Here is a 21717-nt window from a genome sequence, read left to right as displayed (position 1 = left end):
GCAATAATCCTAAGATAAGCAATAAGATGATTTTTTTTTACGATATTAGGGAAAGCGCTTAATCGGTTATTGAGTTATAAAGAAAGTGAAAGGTGATAATTAGCATGGAAAAAAAGATTAAACTTGGGATTATCGGCGCAGGGCGGATCGGCAGACTGCATGCCGAAAATATTGTCAAAAACTTTGTGGATGTTGAAGTAACATCGATTGCGGATATTTATGCAGATAGTATCAATGAATGGGCACAGGACCTTGGGATAAAAAATGTATATACGGATTATAAAAATATTTTAAAGGATCATGAGATAGACGCAGTGATGGTCTGTTCATCCACCAATACTCATTCCATTATCTCTATTGAAGCCGCTCAAGCCGGCAAACATATTTTTTGCGAAAAACCCATTGATTTAGACTTGAGTAAAATTCAATCCGTTTTGGATTCTGTCGAAAAAGCCGGGGTCAAATTCCAGGTCGGTTTTAATAGACGCTTTGATCATAACTTCCGGACTGTTCGGAAGATAGTTGAAGAAGGTAAAGTAGGCGATGTGCATATTGTAAAAGTTACTTCAAGAGATCCTCAGCCTCCTTCTCTGGATTATGTGAAAGTATCCGGCGGCATGTTCCTGGATATGACAATTCATGATTTTGACATGGCGCGATATCTCACTGGAAGCGAAGTCGTCGAGGTCTATGCCAATGCCGCAGTTTTAGTGGATCCTGCAATTGGTGAAGCCGGAGACATTGATACCGCTATTATTACCTTGAAATTTGCTAATGGCGCGATCGGAGTAATTGATAACAGTCGGAAAGCTTCCTATGGCTACGACCAAAGAGTGGAGGTCTTTGGTTCAAAGGGGTGTGTAACTGTAAGCAACGACACACCGTCTTCAGCAGTATTAAGTACCGAGGATGGGGTATATAGTGAAAAACCACTATATTTCTTCTTAGAAAGATATAAAGATTCATTTATTACTGAAATGCAGGAATTTTTTGGGAGCATCAGGAATGACAAACAGCCTTCTGTTTCGGCAATTGACGGCTTGAAAGATGCAATGGTTGCTTTGGCTGCGCTAAAATCCGTGAAGGAAGGAAGACCCGTCAAACTTGAATAACCATTTAAAAAGTTGATGTACCAACTCACTATTGGAGGAATTTTCTTTATTTAAAATCGTTAAAAACTTAAAAAGGTGGTATTAGCATGGTAAAAGTAGGGATAGCAGGATACGGTGTCATTGGTCAAAGACTGGCTGACGGTGTAGCACTACAAGAAGACATGGAGTTAGTCGGCGTCGCTGATGTAGCACCGACTCTGGCCATTCGAGCACTCAAAGAAAAAGGAATGCCCTATAAATTGTACAACGCCGGGTCCGGCAATGAAAAACAGTTTGAAGATTTAGAGATCCCCTTTTCAGGTAACTTTGAAGAGCTAGTCCAACAAGTCGATATTATGCTCGACGCCACGAGTGCTGGTGTGGGTGCTAAAAATAAGGAACTGTATAAGAAGTACAACAAAAAGGCCATCTTCCAAGGTGGCGAAAAGGATAGCGTAGCGGATGTCTTCTTCCATGGGTATGCCAACTACGAAGCGGGGATTGGTAAACAGTTCTTAAAGCTGACTTCCTGCAATACGACCGGGCTGATCCGCGCGGTTGATTGCCTAGACCGGGCAGTGGGCGTGGAAAAAGTTGCACTGACCATTGTCAGACGAGTTGCGGATCCGGGTGATTACCACCGCGGTTTAACCAACGCCCTGCAAGTTGACAAAGCACCCAGTCATCAGGCTTTAGACCTTATGACCATCATGCCGCATATTGAAGCTACGGGAATTTTGATCCACACTCCAGTGACGCACGGTCACATTATCACCGTTATGGCAACCCCCAAAAAGGAATTGACGAAGGAAGAGCTTGTGAACCACTTTAGCCAACACCCTAGGATCAGAGTGGTACGCATAGAGGATGGCTTCCTAGGAAATGCTTCCCTGTTCCGGTATGCTAGAGATTTAGGCAATCCCAGAGGGGATATGTACGAAATCGCTTTATTTGAAGAAACCATCGTTCATTCTGGTAAAGACATTATGTTTGCCATCAACATCCCACAGGAGTCGATCACGATTCCTGAGACGATCGATGGAATCCGTGCAGCTCTAGAAATGCAAACTGACAGACTTGAAGCTGTGGGCAAAACCAATGACTATTTGGGGATGGCGAAATGGCAGAAGAAGTAACGACCAAAATGCGTTCGCTCGAAGCATTTGATTACAACGGTAAGACCGTTATTTTAAGAGTTGACATAAATTCACCCATAGACCCACACACCCAGCGAATTGTCAACGAAAACAGACTTAATATGAGTTTGCCGACGATCCAATACTTGTTAGAGAACAAGGCGAAACTGGTGATCCTTGCCCATCAAGGGGATACGCTTGATTACCATAACTTAATACCCCTCCAAGAACACGCCGAAAAGTTGTCGGATAAACTCGGCAGGGAAGTCAAGTATATTGATGATGCTTGCGGCCCGGCTGCCCAGGAGGCAGTCAAAGCCTTGCAGCCTGGTGAGGCTGTTCTCTTGGGAAATTTACGTTATCTGACGGAAGAAGTCTCCAGCTTTGAGAAAGAGGTCAAGCTGGCGGCGAAAGACATGTTGAACACCTATCTCATCCGCAGCCTTGCACCCTTGGCCAATTTTTATGTTAATGACGCTTTTGCAGCAGCCCATCGCAATGCCCCATCCATGGTTGCTTTCCAGGAAGTGCTTCCCACGGCAGCAGGTAGGCTGTTAATGACCGAAGTCAGCGCACTGACCAAAGTAATGAAGTCCCCGGATAGACCAGCCGTCTTTGTGCTCGGTGGCCTTAAAATTTCGGATGCTTTTGGCATGATGAAACAGGTCCTAGAAAACGGGGCAGCGGACAAAATTCTAACGTGTGGTATTACTGGACACATTATGTTAATGGCTAAGGGCTATGATATCGGCGCTAAAAATGAGAAGTTCATTAAAGACCGATCCCTGGATGAGTTCATCAAGGATGCGAAAGATTATCTTGACCATTATGGGAAGAAAATCGTTTATCCCCTTGATCTAGCTTTTGAAAAAGACGGTCAACGGCAAGAACTCGGAATCGGTGATCTACCGACAGATGAGCTGTGTATGGATATCGGGCAAAAAACGATTGAACTCTTTAAACATGAGCTTGCCAAGGCTGGAACTATTTTCGTCAACGGACCCGCTGGGGTCTATGAAAATCCTGTCTTTGCCGCTGGAACCCAAGAAATCTGGCAGTCGATTGCCGAAGCCAAGGGTTATTCCGTAGTGGGTGGAGGAGATACGGTTAGCGCCGCTCAGCGCTTTATCGATACTGCGAACATCAATTATGTCTGTACGGCTGGTGGGGCAATGGTCCGTTTTTTATCAGGGGTTAAGATGCCCTTGGTTTCGGCGATGGAACGGTCCTTCAGCAAACAGTATTAAGTAAGCAGGAGAGAGGTGCCGTAAGTCAAAAAAACGACTACCATTCTCTATTTACGTAAGCTAAACATATTGGGGGTGCTAAAAATGCTAAGCAAGGAAAAGATTCGCGAAATGGAAACTCTGGCTCTGAACATCAGGATGGAAACCATGAAAGCCTTTGGCAATCTCGGTTTTGGGCATGTCGGAGGGGCATTATCGATCGTAGATACCTTGGCTGTGCTTTATGGGGTAGAAATGAACATTGACCCTAAGAATCCGGACTGGGAGGATCGCGATTGGCTGATCTGTTCTAAAGGCCATGCCGGACCTGCCATCTACTCCTCACTGGCTTTAAAGGGTTACTTCCCGCTGGAAGAATTACAAACGCTTAATAAACCAGGCACAAAGCTGCCCAGTCACTGTGATAAAAACCTAACTATCGGTATTGATATGACCACGGGATCCTTGGGCCAGGGCGCATCCTTGGCAGTCGGCGTGGCGCTGGGACATAAGCTGGATCAACGTAGCAATTATACGTACCTGATCCTCGGGGACGGGGAATGCCAGGAAGGACAAGTTTGGGAAGCCGTGCTGTACGCGGCCCAAGTCAAGCTTGACAACCTGATTACCTTTGTTGATCACAATAAAAAGCAGCTTGACGGGTACGTAAAAGATATCAATGATATGGGCGAAATCAAGGGCAAATTTGAAAGTTTTGACTGGTATGCTCAGGAAGTCGATGGTTCAAACGTTGCGGAGATTTTCGAAGCGGTGGAAAAGGCCAAAGCTCAAAAAGGCAAGCCTTCAGTTATCGTGTTGAATACAGTCAAAGGCCAAGGCTGGAGCTTCGCCGAAAATACGGTTTCTAACCATCATATGACGGTAAGTCCGGAACAAATGGAGGAGGCCCTCCAAGAATTAGAGCAAAAATTAAAAAAGGTGGTGCAGTCATGAGCGCCATTCTGGCTAAACAACGCGTTAAAGAAGAACAGGAAATGAGAAATGTCTACTGCCAATGCTTGCTGGAGTTGGCAGGTAAGGACCCGCGCGTCGTCGTGCTCGATGCCGATTTAATGAGTTCGATGGGCATGGTCCCTTTTGGTAAAGCCTATCCTGCGCGTACGTTCAATGTGGGAATCCAGGAAGCCAATATGATTGGGGTGGCCGCAGGACTTTCCGCCACTGGAAAAATCCCCTTTGCCCATAGTTTTGCGCCGTTTGCCTCGCGTAGGTGCTTTGATCAGATTTTCCTGTCTTGTGGCTATGCGAACTTGAATGTGCGTATCATCGGTAGCGATCCTGGAGTAACAGCTGCCTTCAATGGCGGCACCCATATGCCCATAGAAGACCTGGGAATTTTGCGGACCGTTCCCAACATCACCCTCTTAGAACCCACGGATTCGATTATGCTGCGAGATCTGGTCAAGCAAACCGCAGGTCTATATGGCGTATATTACATCCGTCTACTTAGAAAAAATGCCATAAGGATCTACGAAGAAGGCTCAACTTTTGAAATCGGTAAGGCTGTTGAGGTTAAGGATGGGTCGGATGTCACCATTATTGCCACTGGAATCATGGTCGAGGAGGCCTTAAAGGCCGCCAATATTCTAGCCATAGAGGGTATTAATGCTCGAGTACTCAACATGTTCACTTTAAAGCCTATTGACAAAGCAGCGATTATTCGAGCCGCCCAAGAAACTGGAGCTATAGTTACTGCAGAAAACCACAATATCATCAACGGTCTCGGTTCTGCTGTGGCAGAAGTCATCGCCGAAAATGTGCTGGTGCCTCTGGAACGGGTAGGTGTCAATGACCATTTTGGGGAAGTTGGTCCTCAAAATTATCTGCAAGAAAAGTTTGGCTTAACCGCTGTTAACATTGTTGATAAAGTTAAAAAAGCAGTCGCAAGAAAACTGTAATAAAAAGAAGGTACAAAAATGACACGAATTAGACAGGATCAACTTTTTGCCTATGGATACAATCCCATTACAACCATGGATGAAGCAGAACAAAATACCATGATGGACTTTGGTATCCTGAGGCTGGCGAAAGATCAAGTTGAAGTCGATGAAGACCCTAAAGAACGGGCCTATTTACTGGTTCAAGGTGAAGTTTCCTTTGAATGGGAAGGAAACAAAGAAACCGCTCGGCGAAAATCCTGCTTTGATGAAAATCCTTGGGTACTCCATGTTCCTCAAGGGGTGAAGGTCAAGATCACGGGACTCGCTGAAACTGAACTTTGCGTCACTAAAACAACGAATGACCGAAGTTTTCCAACTAAACTTTATACGGCGGAAGAATGTGTTAGTGAAGAGCGCGGTAAAGGTACGATGCGGGAGACTTCGACTAGGATTGTCCGTACCGCATTTGACTACTCGAACGCCAGTTACTCAAATCTCGTTGTAGGAGAAGTGATCGATTATCCGGGTAAGTGGTCAAGCTATCCCCCTCATTACCATCCCCAGCCGGAAATCTACTTCTACAAATTCAACCCGGAAAACGGTTACGGATTTTGCGAATTAGGTGATGAGGTCGTCAAGCTTAAGAATAACGACACGGTTAAAATTTTGGATAATGTAACCCATCCTCAAACCACGGCTCCTGGCTATGCCATGTATTATGTATGGATTATCAGGCACCTTGACGGTAACCCGTATATTACCCCCACCTTCGTGCCGGAGCACCTCTGGGTAACTGAGCCGGATGCCAAGATCTGGCCCGACAAAGACTAACCAAGGGAAAGGGTGGCGCAATGAAAACGCTAAGAATGACGATGGCCCAGGCCCTTTTGAAGTTCCTGGACAACCAATATGTGGAGTTTGACGGTCAGCAGAACAAGTTTGTCAAAGGGATATTTACAATCTTCGGTCATGGTAATGTTGTCGGCCTGGGCCAAGCTTTGGAAGAGCACCAGGGAGAGATCACCATGTATCAGGGGCGTAATGAACAAGGCATGGCCAACGCCGCCATAGCCTTTACCAAACAGAAAAACCGCAGAGAAATCATCGCCTGTACCTCGTCGATTGGCCCTGGTGCCCTGAATATGGTAACAGCGGCTGGTACCGCGACGGTCAACCGCATTCCGCTGCTGTTACTGCCCGGGGATAGCTTTGCTTGCAGGCAGCCCGATCCGGTATTGCAGCAGATCGAGCATGCGCACAGTTACACAATGACAGCGAACGATGCCTTCAAAGCGGTCTCTAAATACTGGGACAGAATCGTTCGACCCGAGCAGTTGATGACCGCGGTCATCAACGCTATGCGTGTCCTCACGGATCCTGCCGAAACGGGTGCTGTAACGTTGTGTTTACCGCAGGACGTAGAGGCTGAGGCCTTTGATTATCCGGTTGAGTTCTTTGCCAAGAGAGTTCACTACATGGATAGGCTCTCACCGAGCGCGGCATCCATTGACAGAGCCTTGGAAATCATTAAAACCAAGAAGAAACCTCTCATTGTCACCGGTGGTGGGACTATATACTCTGAAGCAGCAGAAGAACTCAAAGAGTTTGTGGAGAAATTCAACATTCCCTTTGCGGAAACCCAGGCAGGGAAGGGGATACTCCCCTGGAACCATGGACACAACCTAGGTGGAATGGGCGTGACCGGAACCGCGGCGGCCAATGTGATTGCCCGGGATGCCGACTTAGTTATCGGCCTTGGTACCCGCTTTACTGATTTCACCACTGCTTCAAAATGGAGTTTTCAGAATCCCGAGGTAGAATTCCTCACGATTAATGTGAACAGTATGGACGGGGAAAAACTGAACGCCAAATTCATCCTAGGTGATGCTGCAGCAAGCCTCAAGGCCCTGACTCAAAAACTAGGGGAAATAGGGTATCGGTCCGCATATCAAGACGAAATCCGAGCCGTTAAAGAAACATGGGATCAGGAAGTCGATCGGTTGTTTAGCATTGAACTACCCGACGGCTTGTCCCAAACCCGAGCACTGGGGGTAATCCAGCAATTGCTTCAGGAAGACGATATTGTCGTTGGCTCGTCAGGCAGTTTACCGGGAGATTTACAACGAGTTTGGCGTCCTGTTAAGCCGAAAACCTATCATATGGAATACGGCTTTTCCTGTATGGGCTATGAAATTACGGGAGCACTGGGTGTCAAGATGGCTGAACCGGACAAAGAAGTTTATTGTATGGTTGGAGATGGCAGCTATTTAATGCTCCACTCTGAACTCGTTACTAGTATCCAAGAACGGCGCAAAATCAACGTTTTGCTGTTTGATAACAACGGTTTTGGGTGCATCAATAATCTGCAGCAATCCCAGGGGATACCTAGTTTCGGGACTGATTTCCGTTTTCGTTCTGCAGAAACCGGTCGATTGACTGGAGAAGTGATGCCCATTGATTTTGCAGCCAATGCCAGAAGCTACGGAGCTAAAACGTACACCGCAACGACGGTGGATGAATTGAAGAGTGCTCTTGAAAAGTCGCGTCAAGACAGTGTGTCCACCTTAATCGATATTAAGGTGGTGCCGGGGACGATGACCGGCGGCTACGAATCATGGTGGAGGGTAGGGGTACCGGAAGTAGCGCAAAGAGTGGCAGTACTGGAAGCCCACAAACTGATGGCCAACGAGATTCAAAAAGTAAGAAAGTTCTAACGGGATCAACGATTTAATTCAAGAAGTGTTAGGGAGGGACAACATGTTCAAAAATGTTCAATTAGCCATTGCCCCTATTGCCTGGACCAACGACGACCTACCCGAATTGGGCAAAGAAAACACCTTTGAACAGTGTATTAGTGAAATGGCCTTGGCAGGCTACTCGGGTAGTGAAATTGGCAACAAATATCCCCGAGATCCGGCGGTATTAAGGAGAGCATTAGAGCTAAGAAATCTGCGCATAGCCAGCGCTTGGTTTAGTTCTTTTCTGACGACTAAGCCACTAGAGGAGACAGTCGAGGCTTTTAAACTACACAGAGATTTCCTCCATGCGATGGGCGCAAAAGTCATCGTAGTCTCGGAACAAGGTCACAGCATCCAGGGGCTACAAGAGGTTCCCATTTTGATCGATAAGCCAGTTTTCACTGCAACTGAATGGAACCTGTTAGCTAAAGGCTTAGAGGAACTGGGGAGATTGGCTGCAGAGCAGGACATGAGACTGGTTTTCCATCATCACATGGGCACCGGGGTACAGACCACGCAAGAGATCGACAAATTGATGGAGATGACCGACCCCTCATTAGTATATCTGTTGTTTGACACCGGCCATTTGATTTTCTCCGGTGAGAAGCCCGAAGAAGTCTTAAAAAAGCACGTTAAGCGTATCAAACACGTTCACCTCAAGGACATCCGAGGCGGGGTGCTGGAACAGGTCAAAGCTCAGGGAATGAGTTTTATGCAAGCAGTAAAAGCGGGAATCATGACGGTTCCCGGAGACGGAATCATTGATTTCATGCCATTGTTCAATATTCTCAGTGAAAACCAGTATGAGGGATGGTTTGTGGTGGAAGCGGAACAAGATCCTGCTAAAGCAGACCCTTTTGAATACGCGCTTAAAGCCAGAGTGTATATTAAGGAAAACACGGGTCTGTAAGCTTAATACTGTTACTCATTTTCTGTCGAGAAAACTATTGTTGAAGAAAGAAGACACATTAAACTTAGCAGTCTCTGCTAAGCAATAGGGCAAGGGATGGGATCACTAGCTGTCTGCGCCCTATTTTTTTCTATCAAAAACGCGCTGAACCCATATTTTAGTTTAAATTGAGGTGAGAAAATGATATATTCGTTGGGTTTTGCCAAATCCAATCTGACTGTTGAACTCGAAGAAACACAGGTTCTTGCAGAATTACTTCCGAATAAAGTCGGGGTTTCATTGAACGGAATTGAGGAAGTAAGCAGGTCTTTACAAAATCCTATTGGTTGCCAAACACTTCAAAACCTGGTAAAACAAGGCGAAAAGATAGTGATCATTACCAGCGACATTACTAGACCGCTGCCCAGTAAAGTGGTGTTGCCGCCAGTGCTGGAGGCACTTTATCAAGCCGGAGTATCGAATGAAGATATTACCATTGTCTTTGGGATGGGCATTCACCGGTTTCATACCGAAGAGGAGAGAAAGTACCTGGTTGGCGAAGACATATACGCCAAAATTCGCTGCGTGGACAGCGATCCGCGGGACTATGTGAGTCTTGGTCATACCAAAAACGGCACGCCCGTCGAGATATTTCGCTTAGTCGCCGAAGCAGACCGGCGCATCTGTCTCGGTAACATAGAATATCACTACTTTGCCGGTTATAGTGGTGGCGCCAAGGCCATAATGCCGGGTGTTTCAACACGAGCAGCGATCCAGGCAAACCACAGGAATATGGTGCGTGAAGAAGCTCATGCCGGAAACCTTGAGACGAACCCAGTACGATTAGATATTGATGAAGTGGTCGACTTTGTGGCGATTGACTTTATCGTTAACGTCGTCTTAAATGAAAAGAAAAGTATCATTAAAGCGGTGTCTGGTCATTATTTCGAGGCACACCGGGAAGGGTGTCGGTTCTTAGACAGTCTTTATAAAGTTAAAATCCCCGCCAAAGCCGACATCGTTATAACCTCAGCAGGTGGGTATCCAAAAGATATTAATCTTTATCAGGCTCAGAAAGCCTTGGATAATGCCAAACATGCCATCCGCAAAGGGGGTGTCATAATTCTGGTTGCTTCGTGTAAAGAGGGACTTGGCGAAGATGTGTTCGAAAAGTGGATGCTGACAGCCAAGCAACCGGAGGAGCTCATCCATAAGATCAAGCAAGACTTTCAATTAGGTGGGCATAAGGCAGCAGCCATCGCAATGGTCATGCAGGAGGCTGATGTTTACTTGGTCTCAGAACTGGCGGATAACTTTGTTCAAAGTTTGTTCATGGAACCCTTTGCGAATCTCCAGCTCGCTTTGACGAAAGCCTGTGAAAAAGTGGGCAAAGAAGCCACTGTGATCCTTATGCCAGTTGGCGGATCCACCTTGCCGTGTGTTGAGGAATCATCTAAATAACCAGAAAATCTTTAGACGATTGGAGGTTGAAACAACGTGAAAAAGATTGCGGTATTAACCAGTGGTGGGGATGCGCCGGGAATGAACGCTGCCATCAGGGCTGTTGTCCGCCAGAGTATATTTAATCAAGTGAGCGTTGTTGGAATCCGATACGGGTATCAAGGGTTGCTGGAAGGGGACTACCTTCCGCTCGAAGTAGGTAGTGTGGGTGATATCATTCACAAAGGAGGTACCAGCTTGTTCACGTCTCGTTGCCCAGAATTTAAAACAGAACAAGGGCAGATCCATGGGATGAGACGGCTACAGAAAAATGGTATCGACGGTTTAGTCGTTATCGGGGGAGACGGCTCCTTCCGGGGGGCACAGAAGCTATCGCGACTAGGTTTCCCCACCGTCGGCATTCCAGCAACCATTGACAACGATATAGTCGGTACTGATTTTACCATCGGGTTTGATACAGCCGTTAACACGGTCATAGAAGCTATTGACAAGGTCAGAGACACTGCCACCTCGTTAGAAAGAATCTTTGTCATTGAAGTGATGGGGCGAAGTAAAGGAGATATTGCGCTCTGGGCGGGACTTTCCGCCGGGGCCGAGTCGATTCTGGTTCCGGGGGTCAAGCCTGATATGGACGCTATCGTTAAGCGGCTGATTCAGGGAAAACAAAGGCACAAGAAGCACAGCATTATTGTTGTCGCTGAAGGGGTATCGAGCGCAGATCAAGTCGCTAAGGCTATTACCGAAAAATCAGGTTTAGAAACCAGAGTCACTGTGCTGGGACATATCCAACGGGGGGGCTCTCCGAGCGCAGCTGATAGGCTTTTGGGCAGTCGATTAGGGGCGAGAGCGGTGGATCAACTTTTGGCTGGAAAATCCGGGGTCATGGTAGGGGTTAAAAATAACTGCCTTGTTGATGTTCCCTTCGAAATTGCTATAAGCGAAAATCACGAATTGTCCATATCGTTATATGAACTGGCTCAATCACTGGCCATTTAACCGAACTTACGAATACTAACTTAAACGCTGTTGGGAGGTTTCTAAATGCCTTTAGTTTCAACAATAGAGCTGTTACGCAAAGCAGAGGCTGGCGGTTATGCTGTCGGAGCATTCAACTGCAACAATATGGAGTTGGTACAGGCTATCGTTGCGGCTGCCGAAGCAGAAAACGCACCGGTCATTATCCAAGCCAGCCAAGGTGCCATCAAATACGCAGGACTTGACTATATTGCCGGTCTGACCAAAATTGCGGCAAGTAAATCAGGGATACCGATTGCACTGCATTTGGATCACGGTACGAGCTTTGAGCAGTGCATTCAGTGCATGCTCGCGGGATTTACCTCGGTGATGATTGACGGTTCAAAACTCCCCTTGGTCGAGAACATTAACTTAACCAACAGGGTACTTCGTGCAGCCAAGGCGGTCGGTGTTTCAGTTGAAGCAGAATTAGGTAAAATAGGGGGTACTGAAGACGATATAGTCGTAAGCGAGCGTGAAGCATTTTTTACCGATCCCCTAGAAGCTAAAGAATTCGTGCAATCGACCGGGGTAGATTTCTTAGCAGTTGCTATAGGTACCGCCCATGGTCGCTATAAGGGCATTCCTCAGTTGAACTTTGAGTTGTTAAAAAGTATCCGAGCGCTTATTAATGTACCAATAGTTTTGCACGGGTCCTCTGGAGTTCCTGATATAGCGATTAGGAAGGCTATTTCCCTCGGCGTCAGTAAAGTTAATATTGATACAAATATCAGGGAAGCTTTTGTCGAGTCGGCAAAAAGAGTAATTTATGACAAACCCGAGGAAATCGATCCGCGAAAACTCTTAGGACCCGCCCGTGATGCCGCAACTAATCTGATAAGAGAAAAGATCAGGCTGTTCGGCAGTTCTGGTAAAGCCTAGTATTTCTGGAAATGTCATTAAATTCAAAGATCTGAGTCTTTGGAGTATGCTAACGAATTGAGAGGAAGATATATATATATATGTCTTTAAGAGAGGAAGCCTTAAAACTTCACCGTGAAAACAAAGGGAAAATAGTGGTACAGAGTAAGGTCCCAGTGAAGGATTCATATGACTTAAGCTTAGCTTATTCTCCTGGTGTAGCTGAGCCCTGTAAAGAAATCGCCAAAGACCAGTCCCTGGTTGATGTTTATACCAATAGGGGAAATATGGTTGCCATTGTTTTCCGATGGAACAGCGGTTTTAGGTCTGGGAGATATAGGACCTTATGCAGCAATGCCGGTCATGGAAGGTAAGGCAGTATTATTTAAGACCTTTGCAGGGGTGGACGCTTTTCCAATCTGCCTAAACACCACAGATGTTGATAAAATCGTAGAAACTGTAAAACTATTAGAACCTACTTTTGGCGGAATCAATCTTGAGGATATTGCTGCCCCCCGCTGTTTTGAAATTGAGGAACGACTTAAAGCAGAACTCAGTATACCGGTGTTTCATGACGACCAGCATGGAACAGCGATTGTGACCTTGGCTGAAAATAGTCAACAAAAGTCTTAAAGAAATAAAAATTGTCACAAGTGGCGCCGGTGCAGCAGGAATAGCAATTATCAAGCTACTGATGAGTATGGGTGTTGAAAATGTAATTATGTGTGACAGCAAAGGCGCTATCTACGAAGGCCGTAATTTAGGAATGAACAGGTATAAAGATGAAATTGCCCGAAGAACCAACAGAGAGATGGTTACAGGGGATTTAGCCGAGGCCCTTGTGGGTGCAGATGTGTTTATTGGAGTATCAGTGGCGAACGCTGTAACTCCTGAAATGGTAAAGTCCATGGCTAAAGATCCGATTATTTTCGCCATGGCAAATCCTAATCCTGAAATAATGCCCGATCTAGCCAAGCAGGCTGGCGCTGCTGTAGTGGGGACAGGACGTTCGGATTTTCCGAATCAGGTCAATAATGTTTTAGCTTTCCCGGGAATTTTTCGTGGGGCCTTAGATGTAAAAGCTAAAATCATTAATGAAGAGATGAAGGTTGCAGCCGCCTATGCGATTGCCGGTCTTGTCTCAGATCAGGAACTGAATGTCGATTATGTAATGCCCCATGCTTTTGACCAAAGGCTTGTTCCGACCGTATCCCAGGCAGTAGCCAAAGCTGCTATTGACAGCGGCGTAGCTGCGGTTTCACAATTTGAATTTAATTCACAAGGAAGTCTTTAATTATTTGAAGGAGGTAACGAAATGATCATTGTTGGAGAACTAATTAACGCAAGCCGTAAGGCCATTGGAGAGGCTATCGGAGCACAAGATTTTGAATACATTCAAAAGGTGGCCAAGGACGAGTTCGAGGCTGGGGCAAATTATATTGATGTCAACGCGGGTATCTTTGTCGGTAAGGAACCGGAATACCTGAGATGGCTCGTTAAAACTGTTCAAGAAGTTGTAGATTGCCCCTGCTGTATTGACAGTCCCGACCCAAAGGCAATTGAAGAGGCTTTGTCCGTGCACAAAGGTGTTGCAATGGTTAACTCCATCTCCCTAGAAAAAGCGCGCTATAATGCTTTGATTCCTGTGGTTGCAGGCACAGATTTACAAGTTGTGGCGCTTTGCATGAGTGATGAAGGAATGCCTGAAACTATGGATGACAGGTTAAGAATTGCAGATAAACTCATAAATGGGCTCGTCCAAAACAATGTGCAGCTTGATCATATTTATGTAGATCCGCTGGTACAGCCAATTTCTACGAACAGCACGTTTGCAGTAGAATTTATTAACTCCGTTGAAGCCATCATGACGCGATTTAAAGGTGTTCATACAATGTGCGGGCTGTCTAATATATCCTATGGCCTTCCTGAGAGGAAATTCATGAATCATGCCTTTGCAATTATGGCTATTGGCAAAGGATTAGATGGCCTGATTATTAACCCCTTGGACAAGATGATGATGGCTAGTTTGATCACGGCTGAGACACTGGCTGGCCGAGATGACTATTGTGTCAAATATCTTAAGGCTTATCGAAATAAGCAATTTGAGTTCTAAAACTAAAATATGGTTAGAGCATCCCCTTCTCTTCTAAGCGCAGGGGATGCTCTTTGAAAGGAATGTTTGCGAAACAATGATTAGACGACGAAACGTCCAGAAGAACTTGTAGACTTTCTAGGTTAAGTAAGCTGAAGCAGGAAAAATAGGAGGACAGAGCGAAAAATAAAAATCGGAAAGAAACGTTCCCAGGGGGTTAGAAAAGTTAGAGTAAGGAGATGCCCATGAAGATTACAATACTCCCAAATCGTGTCATAATTCCAGAAGATCATGAAACCTTAATGGAAGCGCTGATTCGACATCATCTTCCCGTGCAGAATATCTGTAATGGCAAAGGAACGTGCGGTAAATGCAAAGTATGGATGACAGGATATGTCTCTCCGCCAAGTGATCACGATATGTTGCATCTAAATAACATTGAATTACAAGCAGGATTTCGACTTGCTTGTACTGTGCAGCCAGAGGAAGGAATGGTCATTGAACTAAATTTTGTGGAGAGCCAAGATCGTAAAGTGAGTGCTCTCCAGGGAATGAAAACGACTACATTAGACCCAGGGGTTGAAAAGGTGTATATACAGTCAAGCGAACCAACATTAGCGGATGAGCGGGGAGATTGGGATCGTGTAGTGGATGCTCTAAGCACTGCAACGGGTAGGAGTTATGACAAGACAAGTCTATATATCTTAAGCAAAGTCCCGGACATTTTACGAGCAGATAAATTCGCGCTAACTGCTACAGTCTATGAAGATAAGATTTTAGAAATTGAGACAGGGGATACCACAAAAAGGCTTTACGGTGTTGCCGTCGATGTTGGAACAACCAGTGTGGCGGTAGCCTTGATCGATTTGAATCAGGGGGATATCCTAAAAGTTGTCTCTACTGAAAATGAACAGACAGCCTATGGTGCAGATGTAATTTCCCGTATTTCGTTTGCGATGGAAAGCCAAGAGAGGGCCCTGGCCTTACGTGTCGCTATCAGGAGGACGATTAATCACTTGCTAGAAGAACTCGAAGTTCAAACTAATGTGGGTAAGAACGAGATCTTCAAAATGACGATTGTTGGGAATACCACAATGCATCATCTCTTGCTTGGTTTGGATGCATCCCATCTCGCAGTTTCACCGTTCGTCTCTGTTTGCAACAGGCCGTTAGAATTCTCGGCGCTGGAATTAGGACTGGAAATTAATCCCCAAGCGAGAATCTTGTTATTACCAAACATAGGAAGTTTTGTAGGGGGCGACACAATAGGGGCCATTGTGGGGGCACCTGTGGTTTTAGAACAAGGTAATCATTTGCTCATTGACTTAGGTACCAACTGCGAACTATTTTTAAAGACAGATCACACGATGCTCGCTTGCTCTACAGCGGCGGGTCCTGCCTTTGAGGGCGCAGGCATCGCCCATGGAATGAGGGCAAAACGGGGTGCCATTGAAAGTGTTACTATCACGGAAGATGGAGTAGTCTGTCAAGTGATTGGAGAGCAGGAACCTATCGGGATTTGTGGATCTGGCCTTATCGAGGCGATTGATGAGATGCGACAGTCGGGAGTCATTAACAAACAAGGGAAAATTGTCGATCCTGAAAAGGCGGAAACGCTTGCGATCGAGCTACGAAAACGGATTCGAGCTGCCGAGAAGGGGCGCGAATTTGTCTTGGCTTACGGATCAGATCAAGGGCAGGATATAACCTTAAGTCAAAAAGACATAGTGGAATTGCAGTTGGCCAAAGGGGCTGTCTGTGCAGGAATTAAAACTCTTGTAGAAATGGCCGGAATAACTGTATCTGAGCTCGATTCGGTGACTTTATCAGGAACCTTTGCCACATATCTCAAGGCGCATAACATTTTGAATATTGGTCTCGTTCCGGATATCTCCGAGGACAGAATAAAGACAGTGGGAAATGCCGCACACGTTGGCGCAATACTAGCTCTGTTAGACCACCAGGAGGTGGCTATGGTAGGAGAATTATATAGAAAGATTAGCCATGTTGAACTTGGAGGTAGTACCACATTCTCCAACTATTACATGGACAGTATGTATCTCGAACGGTTGAGCTGATCGAATGTCAGTGACAGTTACTCTAAAACCCAAATAAAAGTATCGGAGGAAGATTATCATGGCAACAGGGATTATACACGCTGGGGTCTGCGGTTTTACTATTAATGTCAAAGCAGTTAGTGACGATGATCATCAAATAAAATTGGAGATAACAAGTGATTGTCCAAATTACCAAAAGATTGCTAAGGAATTAATAGAACTTGATGCCTACAAAGAAATTTTTAATAAACTTCATATGGGTAGAGTTTATGAAGTGTTTGCCAAATATAGCCCTCATCCCAGTTGCCCTGGCGTTTCAGGAATTCTGAAAACGGTGGAGGTGGCCGCTGGTTTAGCATTGTCGCAAACCGCTACTATAAGCATAACGAAAGAATAAGGTGGCAATTGTCATGGAGACGGTTTTATGAGATCTAAGAACTTATAGAGGATCCTAATATAGATATAATTCTTAATTTAACGGTTCCGGCGGTTCGTGCTGAGCTGACGCTGGAGGCTCTAAAAGCACCGGCGGAAAGGCCTGCCAAGAAGAAAACCCCTACAGTGATTGGGAAGAAAGGAGTTTTGGATGATATTTCTGAACTGCCCAAGCTATGGGCGGGAAAGAGTGAGGGTTAACGCAATTAACCGGGTGTTACCTATGGAGCGCAAGGAGAGAGACTGCGCCTGACGACATTTTGACCACGAAATCATGTTGAAATTGTAAAATTGCTATCAATATGTGTAAACACAGACCTTCGAAAACGCTTCAATGGTGAACATTTTATGACATTGTAAAGATTGTTATATCTAATGACACCATGGGCGGCATGATGTAATAAGAGCCTGAAAGCCTTGTGTACAAGGGTTCCAGACTCCGAAGGTCGGCAGTGACGCCATTTTTCTGCAATAGCTTATAAAGAATAATTACGGAGTCCTCTCATGAGTTCACTGAACTTGCGAGAGGACTCTTTCTAATAGGATTTATTAAATAAATGCGCAAAGTCTGCGAAGGAAGTTTGTCCCCTAAATAAATGTGCATGGCCATTGTCGATAGTAGTGGTATCACAATAAGAATGGGTGTGGCCACCTCCATCTAAATAGATTGCGGGTCCACTTACCCCTGCGTAGTAGTGAACGTGGCCATCATTAAACGTAGTTACACCACGATAATAATGGACATGTGAACCTCCTCCCGGTACAGTGTTTCCTGTAATGCCTGACAAGCAGTGGATGTGTCCATGTGCGCAACATGTGCGGGTTTCATAAAAATGGACATGATAGTCTGAAGTATACAAAGATTCACCCCCTTTTTCCCATATTATGTATAATATTTGACTGTGGTGATAAATGGTCATATTGCCTGTTAAAAGCAAGGGAATCCCGTTTAGTAAATACACCTAAACGGGATTATTACTTAAAATTCCGTTATAAAATACACGTTATCGAGAACAACATTTTTCAATCCTTTATTCACAGGTTATACTTATTTAAAAGATCTCGGAACGTTTTTATGTGTCAAACATGGGAAGAATAATAGTATAAAGAGAATGTATTATCAGAGCAAGGCTGTTGATATCTTAGAAATTATACGAGGAGGTACATTACATCAATATTCTAATTCTTGGCGCGACAGGTAGAGTGGGTGGTTATATTCTTAATAATGTATTGCAATTTGATCATGATGTCACGGTGTTGGTACGTCAGCCTAAAAAAATTGTGCCTCATCAACGCTTAACGATAATCACAGGCAACGTTTTAAACAAAGAAGACATTGCTAAAGCCTTATCGGGAATTGAGGTCGTGATAAGTGCGCTTAGTACAGATGGAACGAACACGCTCTCTGTTAGTATGCAACTCATTCTTGAGGCAATGAAGAAGAGGATGATCAAACGGATCATAACCGTTGGAACAGCAGGTATATTGCAAAGTCAAATGGATCCGAGTTTATTACGCTATCAATCGAAAGAATCAAAGCGTAAATCAACCTGGGCCGCTGAAGAACATCATGAAGTGTTTAGATTCCTGAGAGAGTCAGACCTTCACTGGACTATCATTTGTCCACCTTATTTATCGAGCGGAAATTTTACAGGACGTTATCGAATAGAACGTAACTTTTTACCTCAAGACGGAGTAGCCATCTCTATTCCGGATGTGGCTGATTTAGTTTATAAAGAGGTTTTAAGTATGAACTATTTGAATTCACGAATTGGGATAGCTTATTAAATCCTGCCTCTTCTTTTATTATTGTCTAAATTAGTCTATGAACAAGAGAATGAGCCATAAAAGCGTTTGCAGAATGGGCGAGCCTCTGGTATAGTTTTGGCATAGTATAATGGAGGTGTCCTTGATGGAAGAATATATTGCAAAGGTTTTGATTACACGGGAAGAACTAGCAAAACGTGTAGCCGAACTGGGGGCTGAGATCACTCGGGATTATGAAGGTAAAAAAATTTTGGTCCTCGGAATCCTTAAAGGTGCTGTCCCTTTTATGTCGGATCTCATTCGAGAGATTAAATTGCCACTGGCGTATGACTTTATGGCGTTGTCGAGTTATGGAGCATCCACTCAGTCATCCGGTGTTGTGAGGATCCTTAAAGATTTAGAACGTAGTGTTGAAGATGTACATATTTTAGTCACTGAAGATATCGTGGATACCGGCCTGACATTAAAGTATTTAAAAGAAAATTTGAGAGCACGAAATCCTCTCAGTGTGAAAGTTGTTACGCTCCTGGACAAATCCGAGCGTCGTAAAGTCAATGTTGTTCCTGATTATAATGGATTTTCGATCCCCGATGAATTTGTAGTTGGGTACGGTTTGGATTTTAACGAGGAGTACAGGAATTTACCCTATGTGGGAGTCTTAAAGCAAGAGGCTTACGAAATTATTTAGATTGGTGATGAATTATAGTGACACAGGAAGTTGTCTTGGTTTTGGATTTTGGAGGACAGTATAATCAACTTATTGCCCGCCGTGTACGTGAGGCTCATGTGTATTCTGAGATGATTTCCTACAAAACTTCAATTGAGGAAATTCAGGCTCGTAAGCCTAAAGGCATTATTTTATCGGGTGGACCAGCCAGTGTCAATCAGCAGAATGCACCTAAAGTTGACCCTGAAATTTATAATCTAGGGATTCCTATTTTGGGAATATGCTATGGAATGCAGCTCATGGCCGTACAATTAGGGGGAACAGTAGAACATCCAGTGGCCAGTGAGTATGGCAAAGCGATGCTTACGGTTGATACACCTACTGATCTGTGGGAAGGCTTGGGTGGAGAACGTCCGTGTTGGATGAGTCATGGAGATTCTGTCATAGCCTTGCCCGAGGGATTTGTAGTCGCTGCTCATACTGGACATACTCCAGTCGCAGCAATGCTGAATGTAGATCGACATTTTTATGGCGTTCAATTTCACCCTGAGGTAAAACATACTCCTGATGGGCAAGAGATGTTAATAAAGTTCCTGTACAATGTTTGTAAGTGCCGTGGGGATTGGACCATGGAGTCTTTTATCGAGTTACAAGTCGCTGAAATCCGAGCTAAGGTCGGAAATGGGCGGATCCTATGTGCGTTGAGTGGTGGGGTGGATTCCTCTGTTGCAGCCGCCTTAGTACACAAGGCAGTGGGAGATCAATTGACGTGTGTCTTTGTGGATCATGGCTTCATGCGTAAAAATGAGGCAGAGCAGGTTAAAAAGATTTTCACTGAGCAATTTCGCCTTAATCTGGTCTTTGTGGATGTCCATGAACGGTTTATGGAAAAACTTGCAGGGGTATCCGATCCCGAAACCAAACGTAAAGCGATCGGGAATGAATTTATTCGAGTTTTTGAAGTAGAAGCATCAAAACTAGGTCAAGTAGATTTCTTAGTTCAAGGAACTCTTTATCCGGATATTGTTGAGAGCGGGACGGAAACAGCGGAAACGATCAAGAGTCATCATAATGTCGGCGGTTTGCCAGAAGACATCCAGTTCGAGCTAATCGAGCCATTGCGAATGCTCTTTAAAGATGAAGTGCGTGAATTAGGGATAGAACTTGGGATGAGCGAAGAGATTGTTTGGCGACAACCGTTCCCAGGACCGGGGCTGGCAATTCGAATACTCGGAGAAGTAACCCGTGAAAAACTTGATATTTTACGGGAAGCAGATGCCATTGTTTTAGAGGAAATCCGTCGCTCCGGGCTTTATCGGGAATTATGGCAAAGCTTTGCCGTACTCCCTTCCATCAAAAGCGTCGGAGTCATGGGTGATGGTCGCACTTACGAATACCCCATCATCCTCAGAGCTGTCACCAGCGAAGATGCTATGACGGCAGATTGGGCCAGGTTGCCGTATGAAGTCCTGCATAATATCTCCTCAAGGATTGTGAATGAAGTGCAGGGGGTTAACAGGGTGGTTTATGATATTACCTCGAAACCGCCTGGAACGATTGAGTGGGAGTAGGGTAGAAGGGGCATAAACACAGGGTTTGAGAGTGTTTGAGGCGTGTATAAGTATTTGGTAGGCGTTTATGATTTCAGCCCCTTTTTGGGGTAATCATAAACGCCAGTTTTGACGTTATCGACTTACTAATTTGAGATTAGGAGTTGGTAAAATGAAGGCTAAAAACGGATTAAAACGAATGACTATGACCAAAGGAGAGGATATAACCTTTCCAGAATTGAAGAAACGGTATTTAAAGAAATGTATGGTTAATAACTTATCGGAATACACCATAAAGTTTTATGAGACAAGCTGTAATATGTTCAACAAGTTTATCAACTTGTCGGAACTTATGGTTTCTGATGTCACTAGAGACTTGATAGATGACTACATCCTACACTTGAAAGGGACGGGGATAAAAGCAGTTTCTATAAACACTTATATCCGTGGGATATGCTCAATTATTAAGTATGGTATGAGTATGGGGTTGATTAAGGAGTTTGGTTTTAAAGAAATAAAGATTACTGAAGAAATTAAGCAAGTTTACACCCATGAAGAACTCAAACTCCTTTTGGTGAAACCCGAAATAAATTCGTTCAGTGAGTATCGAAACTGGGTTATTATTAATTTTTTAATAGGTACAGGTGTAAGGGCGTTGGAACTTAGAAGCATAAAAATTAAGGATGTAGATTTGAAGGGTAGTATGCTTTTAGTATCTAGAACAAAGGGTAGAAGACAAAGGTATATTCTATAGTGGCTCGGATGTCAAGACAAAAATAATCAAAAAGATAATGTACCAGATATTGCCTATTAGCAATTCCTTTTCTTAGAA

19 protein-coding genes and 1 pseudogene are annotated in these 21717 nt (G+C 44.7%); 19 read left to right on the top strand and 1 reads right to left on the bottom strand.

The window, feature by feature from the left end; genetic code table 11:
* The first annotated feature begins 104 nt into the window (after positions 1–104).
* The 15 genes and pseudogenes from iolG to UF75_RS15905 all read left to right on the top strand — a co-directional run bounded on the left by iolG (position 105) and on the right by UF75_RS15905 (position 16863).
* Positions 105–1112: an inositol 2-dehydrogenase gene (gene iolG / locus UF75_RS15975; protein ID WP_045575587.1), complete on the top strand. Its 1008-nt coding sequence runs from the start codon at positions 105–107 to the stop codon at positions 1110–1112.
* 86 nt (positions 1113–1198) lie between these two features.
* Positions 1199–2227: a type II glyceraldehyde-3-phosphate dehydrogenase gene (locus UF75_RS15970; RefSeq protein WP_045575586.1), complete on the top strand. Its 1029-nt coding sequence runs from the start codon at positions 1199–1201 to the stop codon at positions 2225–2227.
* A complete protein-coding gene (locus UF75_RS15965) occupies positions 2212–3474 on the top strand; it encodes a phosphoglycerate kinase (RefSeq protein WP_045575585.1) in 1263 nt (420 codons plus the stop codon). The genes UF75_RS15970 and UF75_RS15965 overlap by 16 nt, the downstream gene beginning before the upstream one ends.
* Positions 3475–3558: 84 nt before the next feature.
* Positions 3559–4407, top strand: coding sequence for a transketolase (locus tag UF75_RS15960; RefSeq protein ID WP_045575584.1), 849 nt, complete (start codon positions 3559–3561; stop codon positions 4405–4407).
* On the top strand, positions 4404–5372 hold the full coding sequence (locus UF75_RS15955) for a transketolase family protein (RefSeq protein ID WP_045575583.1): 969 nt from the start codon (positions 4404–4406) through the stop codon (positions 5370–5372). Before UF75_RS15960 ends, UF75_RS15955 begins: the two co-directional genes overlap by 4 nt.
* A gap of 18 nt (positions 5373–5390) precedes the next feature.
* Positions 5391–6185: a 5-deoxy-glucuronate isomerase gene (locus tag UF75_RS15950; protein ID WP_045575582.1), complete on the top strand. Its 795-nt coding sequence runs from the start codon at positions 5391–5393 to the stop codon at positions 6183–6185.
* A gap of 20 nt (positions 6186–6205) precedes the next feature.
* Positions 6206–8068, top strand: coding sequence for a 3D-(3,5/4)-trihydroxycyclohexane-1,2-dione acylhydrolase (decyclizing) (gene iolD / locus UF75_RS15945; RefSeq protein WP_045575581.1), 1863 nt, complete (start codon positions 6206–6208; stop codon positions 8066–8068).
* A 43-nt stretch (positions 8069–8111) separates the two neighbouring features.
* Positions 8112–9002: a myo-inosose-2 dehydratase gene (gene iolE / locus UF75_RS15940; RefSeq protein WP_045575580.1), complete on the top strand. Its 891-nt coding sequence runs from the start codon at positions 8112–8114 to the stop codon at positions 9000–9002.
* A gap of 180 nt (positions 9003–9182) precedes the next feature.
* The gene (larA, locus tag UF75_RS15935) at positions 9183–10442 is read left to right on the top strand and encodes a nickel-dependent lactate racemase (protein WP_045575579.1); all 1260 of its coding nucleotides are present in this window, start codon (positions 9183–9185) and stop codon (positions 10440–10442) included.
* 36 nt (positions 10443–10478) lie between these two features.
* Positions 10479–11438, top strand: coding sequence for a 6-phosphofructokinase (gene pfkA / locus UF75_RS15930; protein ID WP_045575578.1), 960 nt, complete (start codon positions 10479–10481; stop codon positions 11436–11438).
* 45 nt (positions 11439–11483) lie between these two features.
* Positions 11484–12338 (top strand): class II fructose-1,6-bisphosphate aldolase, encoded by an 855-nt coding sequence (locus UF75_RS15925; protein ID WP_045575577.1) that lies wholly within the window; start codon positions 11484–11486, stop codon positions 12336–12338.
* An 80-nt stretch (positions 12339–12418) separates the two neighbouring features.
* Positions 12419–13611: pseudogene (locus tag UF75_RS15920) on the top strand (malic enzyme-like NAD(P)-binding protein).
* Between the two features lie 21 nt (positions 13612–13632).
* Positions 13633–14430 (top strand): methyltetrahydrofolate cobalamin methyltransferase, encoded by a 798-nt coding sequence (locus UF75_RS15915; RefSeq protein WP_045575576.1) that lies wholly within the window; start codon positions 13633–13635, stop codon positions 14428–14430.
* A 224-nt stretch (positions 14431–14654) separates the two neighbouring features.
* Complete coding sequence (locus UF75_RS15910) at positions 14655–16487, top strand: ASKHA domain-containing protein (RefSeq protein ID WP_045575575.1); 1833 nt, start codon at positions 14655–14657, stop codon at positions 16485–16487.
* A 58-nt stretch (positions 16488–16545) separates the two neighbouring features.
* Positions 16546–16863, top strand: coding sequence for a hypothetical protein (locus UF75_RS15905; protein WP_045575574.1), 318 nt, complete (start codon positions 16546–16548; stop codon positions 16861–16863).
* 574 nt (positions 16864–17437) lie between these two features.
* Here UF75_RS15905 and UF75_RS27275 read toward each other — a convergent pair.
* Complete coding sequence (locus UF75_RS27275) at positions 17438–17821, bottom strand: YmaF family protein (RefSeq protein WP_242860265.1); 384 nt, start codon at positions 17819–17821, stop codon at positions 17438–17440.
* A gap of 250 nt (positions 17822–18071) precedes the next feature.
* Between UF75_RS27275 and UF75_RS15900 the strand changes: the two genes are divergently transcribed.
* From UF75_RS15900 to UF75_RS15885, 4 genes are all read left to right on the top strand, one after another.
* Positions 18072–18689 (top strand): NAD(P)H-binding protein, encoded by a 618-nt coding sequence (locus UF75_RS15900; protein WP_045575573.1) that lies wholly within the window; start codon positions 18072–18074, stop codon positions 18687–18689.
* Positions 18690–18813: 124 nt separating this feature from the next.
* Entirely contained in the window at positions 18814–19356 is a 543-nt protein-coding gene (gene hpt / locus UF75_RS15895) for a hypoxanthine phosphoribosyltransferase (RefSeq protein WP_045575572.1), read from the top strand.
* A gap of 17 nt (positions 19357–19373) precedes the next feature.
* Positions 19374–20906, top strand: a complete 1533-nt coding sequence (guaA, locus tag UF75_RS15890) for a glutamine-hydrolyzing GMP synthase (protein ID WP_045575571.1) — start codon at positions 19374–19376, stop codon at positions 20904–20906.
* A 151-nt stretch (positions 20907–21057) separates the two neighbouring features.
* Positions 21058–21639 carry a phage integrase SAM-like domain-containing protein gene (locus tag UF75_RS15885; protein ID WP_045575570.1) on the top strand — a complete coding sequence of 194 codons (582 nt, stop codon included), beginning with the start codon at positions 21058–21060 and terminating at the stop codon, positions 21637–21639.
* Positions 21640–21717 lie beyond the last annotated feature (78 nt).

It is taken from the genome of Desulfosporosinus sp. I2 (genome assembly GCF_000960765.1).
Lineage (GTDB): Bacteria > Bacillota > Desulfitobacteriia > Desulfitobacteriales > Desulfitobacteriaceae > Desulfosporosinus.
Note: the sequence above shows the minus strand (reverse complement) of the source record. Positions and strands in the feature narration are given on the sequence as shown.

Coding starts and splice junctions, on each gene's coding strand:
- UF75_RS15915 (WP_045575576.1), top strand. CDS start 13,633: ATGATCATTGTTGGAGAACTAATTAACGCAAGCCGTAAGGCCATTGGA.
- UF75_RS15955 (WP_045575583.1), top strand. CDS start 4,404: ATGAGCGCCATTCTGGCTAAACAACGCGTTAAAGAAGAACAGGAAATG.
- UF75_RS15965 (WP_045575585.1), top strand. CDS start 2,212: ATGGCAGAAGAAGTAACGACCAAAATGCGTTCGCTCGAAGCATTTGAT.
- UF75_RS27275 (WP_242860265.1), bottom strand. CDS start 17,821: ATGACCATTTATCACCACAGTCAAATATTATACATAATATGGGAAAAA.
- UF75_RS15970 (WP_045575586.1), top strand. CDS start 1,199: ATGGTAAAAGTAGGGATAGCAGGATACGGTGTCATTGGTCAAAGACTG.
- hpt (WP_045575572.1), top strand. CDS start 18,814: ATGGAAGAATATATTGCAAAGGTTTTGATTACACGGGAAGAACTAGCA.
- UF75_RS15905 (WP_045575574.1), top strand. CDS start 16,546: ATGGCAACAGGGATTATACACGCTGGGGTCTGCGGTTTTACTATTAAT.
- iolE (WP_045575580.1), top strand. CDS start 8,112: ATGTTCAAAAATGTTCAATTAGCCATTGCCCCTATTGCCTGGACCAAC.
- UF75_RS15925 (WP_045575577.1), top strand. CDS start 11,484: ATGCCTTTAGTTTCAACAATAGAGCTGTTACGCAAAGCAGAGGCTGGC.
- iolD (WP_045575581.1), top strand. CDS start 6,206: ATGAAAACGCTAAGAATGACGATGGCCCAGGCCCTTTTGAAGTTCCTG.
- UF75_RS15885 (WP_045575570.1), top strand. CDS start 21,058: ATGAAGGCTAAAAACGGATTAAAACGAATGACTATGACCAAAGGAGAG.
- UF75_RS15910 (WP_045575575.1), top strand. CDS start 14,655: ATGAAGATTACAATACTCCCAAATCGTGTCATAATTCCAGAAGATCAT.
- UF75_RS15960 (WP_045575584.1), top strand. CDS start 3,559: ATGCTAAGCAAGGAAAAGATTCGCGAAATGGAAACTCTGGCTCTGAAC.
- larA (WP_045575579.1), top strand. CDS start 9,183: ATGATATATTCGTTGGGTTTTGCCAAATCCAATCTGACTGTTGAACTC.
- UF75_RS15950 (WP_045575582.1), top strand. CDS start 5,391: ATGACACGAATTAGACAGGATCAACTTTTTGCCTATGGATACAATCCC.
- iolG (WP_045575587.1), top strand. CDS start 105: ATGGAAAAAAAGATTAAACTTGGGATTATCGGCGCAGGGCGGATCGGC.